The organism is Clostridium omnivorum, assembly GCF_026012015.1.
Taxonomy (GTDB): Bacteria; Bacillota; Clostridia; order Clostridiales; family Clostridiaceae; genus Clostridium_AX; species Clostridium_AX omnivorum.
Genome location: NZ_BRXR01000001.1, coordinates 669,757 through 683,550 on the forward strand (window position 1 = coordinate 669,757; position 13,794 = coordinate 683,550).

The 13,794-nt window shown below is 31.0% G+C and carries 11 protein-coding genes; 2 read left to right on the forward strand and 9 right to left on the reverse strand.

The genetic code is table 11. The features are described 5' to 3' along the window. Positions 1 to 14: 14 nt before the first annotated feature. Positions 15 to 2,360: an ATP-dependent DNA helicase gene (locus tag bsdE14_RS03075; protein ID WP_264848482.1), complete on the reverse strand. Its 2,346-nt coding sequence runs from the start codon at positions 2,358 to 2,360 to the stop codon at positions 15 to 17. A gap of 152 nt (positions 2,361 to 2,512) precedes the next feature. Here bsdE14_RS03075 and bsdE14_RS03080 point away from each other — a divergent pair, with 152 nt between their 5' ends. Continuing rightward, positions 2,513 to 3,043, forward strand: coding sequence for a putative ABC transporter permease (locus tag bsdE14_RS03080; RefSeq protein WP_264848483.1), 531 nt, complete (start codon positions 2,513 to 2,515; stop codon positions 3,041 to 3,043). Between the two features lie 36 nt (positions 3,044 to 3,079). On the opposite strand, the gene bsdE14_RS03085 is transcribed toward bsdE14_RS03080, so the two are convergent. From bsdE14_RS03085 to bsdE14_RS03105, 5 genes are all read right to left on the reverse strand, one after another. After that, positions 3,080 to 4,330 (reverse strand): helix-turn-helix domain-containing protein, encoded by a 1,251-nt coding sequence (locus bsdE14_RS03085; RefSeq protein WP_264848484.1) that lies wholly within the window; start codon positions 4,328 to 4,330, stop codon positions 3,080 to 3,082. Between the two features lie 20 nt (positions 4,331 to 4,350). Beyond that, the gene (locus tag bsdE14_RS03090; protein ID WP_264848485.1) at positions 4,351 to 5,655 is read right to left on the reverse strand and encodes a helix-turn-helix domain-containing protein; all 1,305 of its coding nucleotides are present in this window, start codon (positions 5,653 to 5,655) and stop codon (positions 4,351 to 4,353) included. A 311-nt stretch (positions 5,656 to 5,966) separates the two neighbouring features. Continuing rightward, positions 5,967 to 6,137, reverse strand: a complete 171-nt coding sequence (locus bsdE14_RS03095) for a YtxH domain-containing protein (RefSeq protein ID WP_264848486.1) — start codon at positions 6,135 to 6,137, stop codon at positions 5,967 to 5,969. Positions 6,138 to 6,211: 74 nt separating this feature from the next. Then, positions 6,212 to 6,658 (reverse strand): ribonuclease HI, encoded by a 447-nt coding sequence (rnhA, locus tag bsdE14_RS03100; protein ID WP_264848487.1) that lies wholly within the window; start codon positions 6,656 to 6,658, stop codon positions 6,212 to 6,214. Then, on the reverse strand, positions 6,633 to 7,613 hold the full coding sequence (locus bsdE14_RS03105) for a YkvA family protein (protein ID WP_264848488.1): 981 nt from the start codon (positions 7,611 to 7,613) through the stop codon (positions 6,633 to 6,635). Before bsdE14_RS03105 ends, rnhA begins: the two co-directional genes overlap by 26 nt. A gap of 229 nt (positions 7,614 to 7,842) precedes the next feature. Here bsdE14_RS03105 and bsdE14_RS03110 point away from each other — a divergent pair, with 229 nt between their 5' ends. Beyond that, the gene (locus bsdE14_RS03110) at positions 7,843 to 9,609 is read left to right on the forward strand and encodes an ATP-dependent metallopeptidase FtsH/Yme1/Tma family protein (RefSeq protein ID WP_264848489.1); all 1,767 of its coding nucleotides are present in this window, start codon (positions 7,843 to 7,845) and stop codon (positions 9,607 to 9,609) included. A gap of 52 nt (positions 9,610 to 9,661) precedes the next feature. On the opposite strand, the gene bsdE14_RS03115 is transcribed toward bsdE14_RS03110, so the two are convergent. The 3 genes from bsdE14_RS03115 to pepF all read right to left on the reverse strand — a co-directional run bounded on the left by bsdE14_RS03115 (position 9,662) and on the right by pepF (position 13,792). Next, complete coding sequence (locus tag bsdE14_RS03115) at positions 9,662 to 10,663, reverse strand: rhomboid family intramembrane serine protease (protein WP_264848490.1); 1,002 nt, start codon at positions 10,661 to 10,663, stop codon at positions 9,662 to 9,664. A 133-nt stretch (positions 10,664 to 10,796) separates the two neighbouring features. After that, positions 10,797 to 11,855: an HD-GYP domain-containing protein gene (locus bsdE14_RS03120; RefSeq protein ID WP_264848492.1), complete on the reverse strand. Its 1,059-nt coding sequence runs from the start codon at positions 11,853 to 11,855 to the stop codon at positions 10,797 to 10,799. Between the two features lie 143 nt (positions 11,856 to 11,998). Further along, positions 11,999 to 13,792: an oligoendopeptidase F gene (pepF, locus tag bsdE14_RS03125; protein WP_264848493.1), complete on the reverse strand. Its 1,794-nt coding sequence runs from the start codon at positions 13,790 to 13,792 to the stop codon at positions 11,999 to 12,001. Positions 13,793 to 13,794 lie beyond the last annotated feature (2 nt).

Consider the following 13,794-nt stretch of genomic DNA (forward strand, 5'->3'; position numbering starts at 1 on the left):
TTTATATTTTTATATTATTTATTACCCCAAAAAATTCTTAGCTGCTGCTTTAGACTTTTCATCTCCTTAATTTTTAAATTAGGAAACCATTCTTTAGGAAACAGACTCTGATAGCTGCGACTTGAAAATCTTTCATCTATTAGCATAATTATACCTTTATCATCTTCAGAGCGTATAACTCTCCCAGCAGCTTGAAGCACTTTATTCATGCCAGGATACATATAGGCATATTCATATCCCATTTCCTTTGTATCATTAAAATAATCTCGTATTATGTCTCTCTCAAGGCATAGCTGTGGCAAACCAACCCCTACTATTATTGCTCCTATTAATCTATCACCTTTTAAATCTACACCCTCTGAAAATATACCTCCCAGAACTCCAAATCCAACAAGAGTAGTCTTTGATTTTTCATCAAAGTTTTTTAAAAATTCTTCTCGCTGTTCCTCTGTCATAGATGGTTCCTGTATAATGGTATTAATATTATCATATCTGGTTTTAAATCTTTCTGAAACCTCACGCATATAACTATAAGATGGAAAAAACACCATATAATTGCCCTGCTTAACTTTTACTGCCCCATTTATATAGTCAGCAATCACATCATAGCTTTTTTCCCTATATGTGAATTTTGTCTTTACATTATCTAATACCATAATAGCTCTATTATCGGTATCAAAAGGCGATGTTAGTCTTATGCTATAATCCTCCAAATCTCCACCTAGAATTGCTTTAAAATATTCCATAGGAGTTAAGGTTGCTGAAAAAAATATAGCGGGATTCCCTTTTTCGATAGATTCCTTTAATAACTTTGATGGATCAAGACAAAATAATTTTATCTTAACATCCTCCTTGGTCTTCTCTACATAGGTTACAAATCTTTCATCATATAATTCAGAGATTCTAAGATAATTTAGCGCATTAAAATACATTTCTAATAATTGTTCATAATTTTCTGTTCCTTCGTTGATTAAAAGCCATTCTTCAGCAATAGTTGTAAATTTTCTAAGTAAACCATAAATTTCTTTATTCTCTTCCTTTGAAATAAAGTGGTCTTCTTCATTGCATTGTTTTTTTGCTTCAATCATGGCTGAATTTATTTTAGTCAGAACATTAGATAATTTTTTATCCTTGTCTTTCATAATTCTTTTCATTTCAAGGATAGGTTTTTTATATATTTCAGCAGAAAACATATCTCTTGCTCTGTCCACAAGGTTGTGAGCTTCATCTATTAAAAAAACGTATTTATCTCCACTCTCAGCAAAAAACCTTTTCAGATTAACTCTTGGATCAAATACATAATTATAATCACATATAACACAGTCTGCAAAAAGACTTAAATCTAAAGAAAATTCAAATGGGCATACCTTGTGTTGTATAGAGTATTTCTCAACTATTTCTCTTGTAATTATATCTTCACACTGTAAAGTCTCCAAAATTGCATCATTAACTCTATCAAAATGTCCCTTGGCATACTCACACTTTTCTGGGTTACAGATAGCCTTTTCCTTAAAGCAAATCTTTTCCTTTGCAGTAAGGGTAATTGTCTTTATTTTTAGTCCTTTATTCTTCATTAATATAACTGCTTCTTCTGCCACTGAACGCGCAATAGTCTTAGCAGTAAGGTAAAATATCTTAGAAACCTTCCCCTCTCCGATGGCTTTTATTGCTGGAAATAAAGTAGATATTGTTTTCCCCGTGCCAGTAGGTGCATTAGCAAAAAGCTTCTTTTCTTCAATTACAGTCTTATATACTGCTACTGCCAATTCCCTTTGACCTTTTCTATAATTTTCAAAAGGAAAGCCCAAACTTTTAATAGCTTCATCCCTGATATTTACCCAGTCCCTGGTGTAATTTGCCCATATTAAATATCTATCTATAAGTCCAAAGAAAAATTCTTCTAGTTCTCCTTTTGTGAAACCTCTTCTTATATATTTAACTTGCTCACTGTCTAAATGAAAATAGCTTAGCTGTACCTCAATTTGTTCTAGTTCCTTTTGATATAGGTATATATACGCATAGCATTTGGCTTGTGCCCAATGCAGCAAATTATAATCATCATTAATAAGTTCAAGAGGATAAGTGGTACTTTTAATCTCATCAATAACTATGTAGTCACCTTCATGAATTATTCCATCTGCTCTTCCTTCTAAATTAAATAAAAATTCCTTATATTCAAATTTATGCTTTAATGCTACTTCTTTTTCGTACTCCTCACCTTTGCTCTTTTGTAGTTTTTGATGAGCCCTTGTTCCTTCCAGTGCTCTGCTGCTTCCTGTAAATCTGCTATCTAAGTTTCCAGCTCTAAGCACAAATTCCACAAGGTTTCGTACAGATATCTTCACTTCTCTGTTTTCCATAAGATCAACCTTTTCTCTTTTCTACTGTATTGCTTTTATTATATCAGAACTTAATATAATAAATCTCACAATATTATCAAAAAATTAATAAACATTTTACAGCATTTAACATAAATATAATCTTAGATAGTAATATTCAGGAGGGGGGGCATATGCATAATTTAAAATTACTAGGTTTTAAGCTCTACAACTTATTATTTTACTTTACGGTCTATTCCTTCTTAGGCTGGGGAATCGAAACCCTTTATATGTCTGTACAAGCAGGTCATTTCATAAAAAGAGGCTTTTTATTTGGCCCCTTTTGTGTAATTTATGGCTTTGGCGCACTAATTCTTATTGTTTTATTAACCCCAAAATGTAAGAATTTTGTCCAGTTCCTATTTGGTTCTATGTTATTAACTACTGCTCTTGAATATATTACAGGTTATGCTTTAGAAAAAATATACAACAAAAAGTGGTGGGATTACAGTGACCTTTTTCTTAACATAAATGGATATATAGCTTTAAAGTGCACCTGCTTTTGGGGTATACTTTCTATTTTCTTAATTTATTTACCTAAACCTCATATTGACAAACTCATTAATGAGATTCCGCTAAGAATAGGTACTATATTTTTCTATATACTTTCTATTTTTTTTATAATAAATGGAGCAGCTTCAATAGTACTTAATTTCTTTAATTAAGTAAAAAAAGATGTAGACTTATGATAAATTCAAAGTCTACATCTTTTTTTCAAGAGTTACAGCAAGATTAAAATATTTAACTGCATCTCTAGTTTGTCCAAGTTTATGGTACATATTTCCCATCTCTATATATCTTTTATATATTTGAATTTTTGTACCAAATTTAAATAGTGCATCAAGGGATAAATTCATATACATCTCAGCGGAAAAAAGATTATTTTGTTTTTGCAAAATTATTGACTTGTAGTAATACCCCGTTTCAATAAACTTCACATCATCTAGTTCAATAGCAAAATTTAGTGCGTTATCACAAATACTCTGAGCTTCTTCTAAAACTCCATTTTCATAAAGTTCGTTAGTTGCCAGCAGCATAAATTCAACTAAATCTTCCTTATCATCATCCGGATATAATTCTAAAGCTCTTTTTATATATTCAATAGCCTTATCCTTCATCCCTACGTCAAACATAGCTGTAGCATAATTATAAATTGCAGTAGCCTTAGGTCTTATATCTGATTTATAAAGCTCATAAGATTTTTGTTCATACATTTCAAATTTACCCTTGTCCATACTTATTGAAAGCATAGCAAGCATATGATAAGCCTCGGCTTTTCTAAAGTCACCTTCCAAATATTGAACTAAATCCTCTAATCTAACAGCTATCTCATAAGCCCTATCATAATTCTCCACCATTATATGACATGCAGCCTCATTATAAGTAGCCTTTGCCAAAATAATAAAATCGCCCTTTTCTTTTGCAGACTTTCTTATATTATTATAGTAGTTAGATGCTTGAGCATACTCTCTAGTCCTAAATAGAAATCTTGCCATATCCATGTAATAAATTAATTCATTATCTTCTTTCTGACACTTTTGAAAATAATCATAATATTGAGAATTAATGGATTGTATCTTCTCATTCATATTATGGTCCAAATAATAGTTGAACAATATGTGCATTAACTGAAAGCAAATATCAGTATAGTTACTGCTTTCGGCATAACCTAAGTTGTATATAACTTTTTCTTCAAAATTGTCCAAGTTTCTATTATTAAGCTGCTCAACATTTTTTTCAAGCTGCTCCCTAATACCTTGACTTAAATAATCAACGTCTAAATTTAGCTTTTTTGCTATTAGTTCTAATATCCATTCTTCAGCCTTTACCTTATCATTTTCAATACAGCTCATTTTTGAAACTGAAACTTTATCGCCGCATATATCCTTTAAGGTATACCCATTGTAAACTCTTGCTCTTTTAATTTTTTCTCCCGTGGATAATATCTCCATGATTCATCACCTATCCGTAGTTAAAAATCTTTTATTACACCAAGTTTCTTAAAAAGCTCCACTCCTTGATTAAGGTATTTTGCTGCCTCTTTATCGTCACCATAATCAACATAGAATTTACCTAAAATAACTGAAATTTCAGCAGCTTCTTTGTTATACTCCATGTTAGTAACAAAATTCAATGCCATCAAAAGAGTATTCTCTGACTCTTTAATATTATCATCTAATATATCTACTCTATATTTTAATAGATAATAATCTACTAGAGCTTTATGATTTCCATTTCCAATGTTATTCATTATATCTTTAAGAACTTCCCTAGAATTTTCAACATCCTTAAGCTTTATATAATTTTCACACAAATTAATAAGTGTCTCCACCAATCTATCATCCTTATTAATTTCTCTTAATTCCTTTGCCTTATTTAAATGTAAAAAGGACTCTTCTAGATTTTCAAATTCATAAAACAATTTCCCCAAATTGTTCTCTATTTCAGCCATATAATTTGCATCATTTAGTTCTTTAAAAACATTCAATGTTTTCTTGGAGTACTTAAGAGCATTATCCATATCTCCTTTTTCTCCACACTCTTTTGCAAGAAGCAGCATTGATTTTGCATATTCCTTTTTCTCATCTAGCTGTCTAAACTTTTCCTTTGCTAAAAATGAATATTTCATAGCCTTATCAATATTTTCTACCTTAAAATAAGTATATGAAATATAATAATATATTTCTCCTAGCAGAAAATCATTTCCAATATCGTTATCTGAGAATACTTTTTCAGCTTGATTAAAATAACTTGAGGCTGACTGATAAGATTTAAGACTTAAAGTAATAATTCCTAGCTTTAGAAATGTATTTATTATATCTTCATAATTATTATGTTTAATAAATATTACATTTGCAGAAAGCAAAGCCTGCTGGGCAGCTGCATTTTCTTCTTTATCCATATATATTATGCCTCTGAGATAAAGATTCTTTGCCTTTTTATATTCCAAATTATATTTTTCAGCATAATGCAGAGCTCTTTCAATATATTGCTCACCTAAATTTAAATCTCCATTTAATATATAAGATTCAGCTAAATTTTCATAATAGGTACATATATTCTCGGCCTGAGTTTCCTCGGATTCCATCAAATATTCTATTGATGTATTAAGTGCAATAGCCAAATATTCAAGCAAATCCATACTTGGATTTGACTTTCCTGATTCTACAAGGCTTATTTGTCCTGGAGTTATTCTATCCCCCGCCAAATCTTTTAGTGTCATATTAAGTTCTTTTCTTTTCCTTTTAATTTTTTCTCCTAAAGACAATATTTCCATACTCACTCTTCCTTTACATAGAACTATAATAATTTATAAACCTAAAAAATAGCTACAAATAATGTCACTCATTATTAAGAGCATGTACAAAATTTTGTAGAAACTTCACCTAATACAATAAATTATTAAATATAATTAATATCTTCACATTTTTTTAATAACATTATAACATAGTTTTTAAGTTTGTTCTAATTTTTCAAGATTAATTTTCTAAATATACTCTAAAATAATTTTATGCGTCATAAAAAAACTCTTTTTTCTAAAAATTGATAAAAAAGGTTCCAGGTTTATACACCTAGAACCTTTGTAATTTATCTCATTTTTCTCATCATGTCGTCCATCATATTTCCAATGGCACCCATCATCATATTGCTTGATCTTCTTATTCTTTTTTTTGTATGTCTATCTAGCTGGGGAGATATTAACATTCCTGCTGCAGCTCCAATCATAGCTCCTGTTGCAATTCCTTTAAAATAACCCATATTCTAAACACTCCTTTCATAATTTATAGTGTTAGAATATGCAATTTTGTATTATTTAAACATTGAAATTACTGTTAACTGATTTCATCCATAGCTTCGTTTGCTAGTGCATCACATCTATTATTATATTGGTTATCTGAGTGACCTTTAACCTTAATAAACTGCACTTTGTGGTATTTTAACTGTTCTAACAACTTTACCCACAATTCTTTATTTTTCACAGGTTCCTTGCTAGAATTCTTCCATCCGTTTCTTTGCCAATTTTCAAGCCACTTTTGATTAATTGCATTTATCACATATGCAGAATCGCTATATAGTTTAACTTCACAAGGTTCTTTTAACATACTCAATGCTTCAATTACCGCAGTTAGTTCCATTATATTATTTGTTGTATCTATGGTAGCTTTTTTAACTTCCTTAGCAACACCGTTGTACATTAAAACTATTCCATATGCACCAATAGAATTTTCCTTGCCATTTCCTCTGCATGCTCCATCAGTGTATATCGTTACATTCTTCATACTCTTTCTCCTCAGGTACATTCTTTTTTCCAAGCTTTTTAATAAAATCTATAAGTTTTCCAACATTTTCACTTCCAACCATCTTGGAAATATAAGCTACACCATTTTTGATAATTTCTATTATATTCTCTTTACCATTCCAATTCTCTAATATTATTTTTTCATCTATTTCATTTATAAGTTTATTCATTACAAAAAAAGCAATAGCAACATCATCAATTTTTCCAATCATAGGTATAAAATCAGGAATTATATCAATTGGTGATGCAAGATAAGCAATTGCACCTCCAATTAAAATCTTTGTATCTATTCTAACCCTTTTATCTCTAAATAATCTCCAAAAAAGTGCAACAATATCTGGAATAATCATTGCATACTCTACTATACTTTTATACTTTTCCGGTACCTTTTCTGTAGCATTGTCTCTAAGTTTTGCATAGTTATCAGAAATTCTATCCATAGCCTTTTTTTCTTCTTTTTTATTTTTCTTGATGCTAGTTACTTCTTTATTAGGAGCATAAATTAAATCCTCCACTTCAGCCTCAATTGTGTTATTTATTGATTTTAAACTTTTTAGTTTAAAGTAAACATAAGGCACAACTTTTGTAATTAAATTTAAATCCAAGGTTACAACATCTTTGTCTACAAATATCCCATTATCAGAAAAATCACTTAGTATCTTTTTTAAAGCAAAGTTCTTAACCGGAGTAAAAATACCTAGTTTTGAAATCTTTATACTAAATATTTTAATATTTATATTATTTTCATATATATTTCCAAAGCCTATTTGGGCTTTAAAAGGAATTTCTACACCTTTTTTATAGCTCCCTTTTACAGTAATAATATCTGCTAACTCTATATCACTTATTATTAATCCTTCAACTTGCACATACTCATCAATGATTTCCATTATATCTGCTGCAGTTAAAACAGCTTTAACTGATGATAACTTCATTATCCCTTCCCCCTATCTTATTCCATGTAGAAGCATACTTAAAGTATATAATAAATCAAAATTAATGCAATAACCATTTCAATTATTAACAGAAATTACTATACCAACTTTTATGATTTTCGTTAGACTATAAATTTAAAACCACTATAATAATATTATGACGGAACAATACAGAAGACTTAGCAATTAATAATTGTTACGCATCTCAAAGGAATACAGGAGGGAAAATATGAAGAAATTAAAGAGCAAATACCTAGCTATTCCTATAATTATAGGAGTTCTATCCTTAGTACTTTTAGTTATTGGAAATATAGCCTTTCAAGATAAAGATTATAAACTCTATGTGGACTTTCAAAGCGATGTAGCTGCTAAAAAAGTATCTACTGTTTATGTAACTAACTCACCTAAAATAAGAGTTAAACTAAAAGATGGTAAGTCCTATGATACTGACAATCCTAGAACTGATAAATTTAAGGAAGAATTACTTAATAAGGGTATAAAAGTTTCTGAACAGTCTCCTACTTACCTCTATGAAGTAATTCCAGCTGCTATGCTTAGTTTTTCAATAGTAACAATAGCTATATTATTAATGAGATCCTCTAAGGTAGCTTCAAAGGGCTTAAGAGGTGTAGACTCGCTTGATGCCACAGCAGTAGATAATGTTCCTTTTACTTTTAATGATGTAGCTGGAAATGAAGAAGCCAAGGAAAGTGTAAAAGATTTAGTAGATTTCCTTAAAAATCCTGATAAATTCACTTCATACGGTGCAAGAATGCCAAAAGGAATTATCTTATATGGTGACCCTGGTACAGGTAAAACCTTACTTGCCAAAGCTGTAGCAGGCGAGGCAAATGTTCCTTTCTATGCTATGTCAGGTTCAGACTTTGTACAAGTATACGTAGGAGTTGGAGCTAGCAGAATAAGACAATTATTCAAAAAAGCAAGAAGCCATGGTAAGGCTGTTATATTTATTGATGAGATTGATGCTATAGGTAAAAAACGTGATAATTCTACCGCTGGAGGTTCTGAAGAAAAGGATCAAACCTTGAATGCATTACTTACAGAAATGTCCGGTTTTAATGAAAAGGAAGGCATAATAGTAATGGCTGCTACAAATAGACTGGATATGCTTGATTCTGCACTACTTAGGCCTGGAAGATTTGATAGGCATATTGAAATTACTCTTCCAGATATTGCTGCTCGTGAAAAGATACTGGTACTTCATTTGAAAAATAAGCCTGTAGGAGAAATCAATATAAAAGAATGGGCACAAAAGACGTCTTACTTTTCCGGTGCGAAAATTGAGAGTTTGGTTAATGAAGCTGCAATACTAGCTTGTAAAGAGGATAGTGGAAGTATTGAGGACAGACATATGGACAAGGCATTCTCAATTGTGCTTGCTGGACATGAAAAAATAAATAGAGATCATATAAAAGATAAGGACAAGCAAATTACTGCTTATCATGAATCAGGGCATGCACTATTATCACTTAAAGTGCTTCCTATGGATAAGCTATCTAAGGTAACTATTATACCAAGTACTAAGGGTGCTGGTGGGTACACATTAAGCATTCCTGAGGACTCTCTGTACCAAAACAAGGATTACCTAAAGAGAAGAATTATGGTACTGCTTGCTGGAAGAGCTGCTGAAGAAATAACATTTGGGCCAGAAAGTATTACTACCGGTGCTTATAATGATTTTCAGCATACCACAAAAATGATATACAATATGGTGACTCAATATGGTATGGGAAATACACTTGGGCTGCTTAATTTATCTGAACTGTCAAGCTCAGTTAATGTAAACCATGAAGCAATAATAGAAGAATGTAAGGACACTATCGACTCACTTTATTCTGAAGTAAGATCAATCTTAACTGAGAATAAAGAACTTTTAGAAAGAATGACGTCTGCTCTGATAGAAAAAGAAACTCTTTTTTATGAGGATATCATAGAACTAACAGCTGATAATAATTCAGTAGTTCAGGTTAGTTAAAAAGTTAAAGCACTGCGGATTTATATATGCAGTGCTTTTATTTATAATAGCTTTACACCTTTTTTCTAAAAAAATTCATATAAATTTCACCTAAGACAACTCCGCTAAGCGCTCCCCCAATATGAGCAAAATTATCTATATTGGCAATACTTAAGCCTATTATCAAGTTAGCTATTAAAGTTGATAACACACTTCTTAAGAAATCCTTTCCTATGTTATTTCTTTCTTTAAAAGCATAAGCCAGCACCGCTCCAAGTAATCCAAAAATGGCACCTGAAGCACCTACAGATAAACCTGTAGAAAAAATATAACTAGCTAAAGAAGCAATAATTCCAGTTACAAAATATATTGTTAAGTATTTGCTTCTGCCATAGATTCTTTCAACCAAAGGTCCTATTGAGTACAATGCATACATATTTAAAGCTATATGTATTATCCCCCCATGAAGAAACATGCATGTAAGTAGTCTAAAATATTGGCCGCTTTCAATGGCCGGATTATACTTTGCTCCAAACTTCACCAAAACATCATCGTTAATATTGAATAAGCTATTTGATAAATAAGCTGTTATGAGAAAAACCAATATATTTATACCAATAAGAATAAAAGTAGCTGTAGACTTTTTTCTCTCTTGATTTTTGGGTCTGTTATAATTTATTACATTAGCTAGTTCATTAATAACTTCATTAACACTCTCATCAAAGTAGGTTATGTAGTTTTTTTGCAAATCAACAATTATAGTTTTTTCTCCATTTTGCTGTAAACTTGCGCTCCAATCACCAGACTCACCAAGTCCTTTAAGATTGTGATCTAATAAAACAACTGTAACTATTTCAACATTATTAAGCCCTTGATTATTCAAATATCTTAGCAAATATACTTTATCAATTTTTTCATGGAATTCTGTAAAAACAATGAGCCTTTTTTGATGTCCTATTTCCTTTATTATTGCCCACTGTGACAATAAACCTTCTATATTTCCTATTTCAAGCAAGTTATATCCGTAATATCTCATCATGCTATCCAAAACTTTCTTTATGTATTTTTCCTGCAATTTTAAGTCCTCCTGCTATTCTCTAGGATAGGTAAACATTATTAATCTCTACGTTCCCTGTATTTCTGTTACATACCATTTTGTTAAGAGGTTTTAATAGTTAAAAAGTTTAAGAACACCTTCATAGGTGTTCTTAAACTACGGATTCCACAACTAAGTTTGTATTTTCTAATAAATTTATTTCATAGAAAGGCACTGGTTCTCTTGATTCTGAATCGTAAAGTACTCTTATTACAGGTCTATCCGGAAAATTCTTATTTTGTTTAATTACGTAGCCTTCTGTAGAATCAGAAAGCTTAACACAACATCCCAATGGATATACGGAGAATGTACTTCTGAAGTCTTGAACATAACCAGTATCAAATAATGTTCCACTGCCAGATAATATTAATTCATAAGCTTCATTAGGACTAAACTTTCCCCTATATACTCTATCGTTACTTACAGCATCATAAACATCGCAAATGGATACTATTTTGCCGTACTTTGATATCTGATTTCCAGTTAGTCCATAGGGGTATCCTCTTCCATCAACCCTTTCGTGATGCTGCTCTACTGCACTAATTACTTCATCAGAAATTCTTATATTTTTTCTTAAAATTTTTCCACCATAAATAGGATGCTTTTTTATCTCAAAATATTCTTCTTCTGTAAGAGGTCCATCCTTATTAATTATAAAGTAGTCAATCTTAGTTTTACCGATATCATGTAATATAGCTCCTACAGCTAGTTCTTTTAGTTTATATGAATCAAAACCTGCAGCTAAGCCTAAAAAAGAAGAAATTATGGACGTATCTAAAGAGTGTATGTAAGTATAATTATCATAGGTTTGTATATCATAAAGACTTTTATTTACATCGCCCATATCAATTATATACTCTACCATTTCTTCTACAACGCTAATAGAATCTTTAACACCTCTTCTATTACATTCACTTACATTCTTAATTATTCTTGACATATTTTTCATTGCGCATTGCTTTAGTTCAGTTAGCTTATTATCTTCAACTAAAACATCATCAAGCCTATGGTCTTCTACATAAACATAAAAAACTCCCAGCTCCTTAAGCTTATCTATATAAACGCCACTAAGTTGTACTCCTGCTCTTAATAGGACTTTTCCATCACTTGATAGTATACTTTTTCCTAGAACTTCGTTTCCACTTAGTCTGTCTAAAAATTCAAGTCTCATAATTCACCTCAATTTACAATTGTACCTAAAACATATTATACTATTATTTATTATAAAATTCATCATAAATTGAGAAATAATTCGTGTAAAATACCATAAACTTTAGATATAGCCAATTTTCGACAGCTAAGTTATTTGTAAAATTACCTATCTAACATATTTAATAATTCTTCAAATCTTCTAATAGTATCTTCCAGCGGCTTTGAAGTAGTCATGTCTACACCAGCATTTCTTAGGATATTAATAGGGTAATCACTTCCACCACTTTTTAAGAAGCCTCTATACTTTTCCACAGCACTGTTTCCATTATTCATTATCATAGTTGCAAAGGAATTGGCTGCAGCATATCCAGTAGCATACTGATAAACGTAAAAATCTGAATAGAAGTGCGGAATTCTTGCCCATTCCATATCTATTTCACTGTCAATGATCATTTCTTCTCCAAAGTATTTCCTATTTAGCTCATGCCATATAGAGCATAAATCGTCACTTGTTAATGGTTTTCCTGTCTCCAAACTCTCATGAGTAATTTTCTCAAACTCAGCAAACATAATTTGCCTAAATACTGTGGTCCTTATCTGCTCGAGCTCCTGGTTTATTAAATATAGCTTCTTCTTTTCATCAGTTTCCTTCTGGATTAAATGATGTATAAGTAAGCATTCATTTGTAGTTGAAGCTACTTCTGCACAAAATAAAGTATAGTCTGAATAAATATATGGCTGATTTTTTCTTGAGTAATAAGAATGAATTGAGTGGCCCATTTCATGTGCAAGGGTTGATACATCATTTAAACTATAATTGTAATTGAGTAATACATATGGCATTGTATCATAACCACCCCAAGAATATGCTCCTCCTCTTTTTCCCTTATTCTCATAAATATCAATCCATCCTTCATCAATGCCTTGCTGGAAAATATTAATATATTCCTGTCCCAAAGGTTTTAAACCTTCTTTTGCTATTAGAGCACCTTTTTCAAACTCAATGTATTCTTTAGGTGAATCAATTATAGGAACATATAAATCATACATATGTATTTCTTCAAGTCCTAACAGCTTCTTTTTTATACCCACATATCTATGAAGTGAATCCAAGTGATTATTAATTGTAGCTATAGAATTATTATACACCTCAAGTGGTATCTCATTTGGTTTCAAAGATGCCTCCAAGGAACTCTTGTACTTTCTGGTCTTTGCATTAAATATAAAATTTTTAATTGATGAAGTTAACGAAGTTGCAAATGTATTTTTATATTTACTATAGGTTCCGAAAAGTGCTTCAAAAGCTTCTTTTCGGACTCTTCTATCCTTAGACCTGATAAATTCAAAGTAGTTACCTTCTGTAAGTTCTACTTCATTATTATCTTCATCCTTAATAATTGGGAAAGTCATATCAGCATCTGCAAGCATGCTAAAAATATTTTCAGGTGCCTCTAAACAATCTGACACAGCTGCCATAAATTCTTCTAACTCCTTACTTAAGGAATGAGGCTTGAATTTAAGTATATCCTTCAACAAAAATTCATATTTTTCAAGTTCTGGAACTTGCTTTATTTCTTTTTCTATCTCATCTTCGGGTAGTGCCAATATTTCAGGTTTAAAAAATGCAGTTATACTCTTAAGTTCTGCCATATATGCATTGATCTTATCGTTTATGGCTTGATAAGTAGAATTCCCCTTATCTTCGTCCGATTTTAAATGAGCATATAGGAAAAGTTTATCGGAAAGTCTTGAAACTTCTTCATCAAACTTAAAAAACTGAAGTAACTTTTCTGCATCTCCGAGTTTTCCAGCATATTCAAAAAGCTTTGGTGCCTCAGCTTTTAATATTTTAAAGTCCTTCTCCCAAGCTTCAACGTTCTCGTATATTTTCTCTATTTTCCATTTGTACTCACCTGGTATCTCGTTTCTACTTTTTAACTTTTTAACTTCTCCCATAA

Coding starts and splice junctions, on each gene's coding strand:
- rnhA (WP_264848487.1), bottom strand. CDS start 6,658: ATGAAGAATGTAACGATATACACTGATGGAGCATGCAGAGGAAATGGC.
- bsdE14_RS03075 (WP_264848482.1), bottom strand. CDS start 2,360: ATGGAAAACAGAGAAGTGAAGATATCTGTACGAAACCTTGTGGAATTT.
- bsdE14_RS03090 (WP_264848485.1), bottom strand. CDS start 5,655: ATGGAAATATTGTCTTTAGGAGAAAAAATTAAAAGGAAAAGAAAAGAA.
- bsdE14_RS03105 (WP_264848488.1), bottom strand. CDS start 7,613: ATGAAGTTATCATCAGTTAAAGCTGTTTTAACTGCAGCAGATATAATG.
- bsdE14_RS03110 (WP_264848489.1), top strand. CDS start 7,843: ATGAAGAAATTAAAGAGCAAATACCTAGCTATTCCTATAATTATAGGA.
- bsdE14_RS03085 (WP_264848484.1), bottom strand. CDS start 4,330: ATGGAGATATTATCCACGGGAGAAAAAATTAAAAGAGCAAGAGTTTAC.
- bsdE14_RS03120 (WP_264848492.1), bottom strand. CDS start 11,855: ATGAGACTTGAATTTTTAGACAGACTAAGTGGAAACGAAGTTCTAGGA.
- bsdE14_RS03095 (WP_264848486.1), bottom strand. CDS start 6,137: ATGGGTTATTTTAAAGGAATTGCAACAGGAGCTATGATTGGAGCTGCA.
- pepF (WP_264848493.1), bottom strand. CDS start 13,792: ATGGGAGAAGTTAAAAAGTTAAAAAGTAGAAACGAGATACCAGGTGAG.
- bsdE14_RS03080 (WP_264848483.1), top strand. CDS start 2,513: ATGCATAATTTAAAATTACTAGGTTTTAAGCTCTACAACTTATTATTT.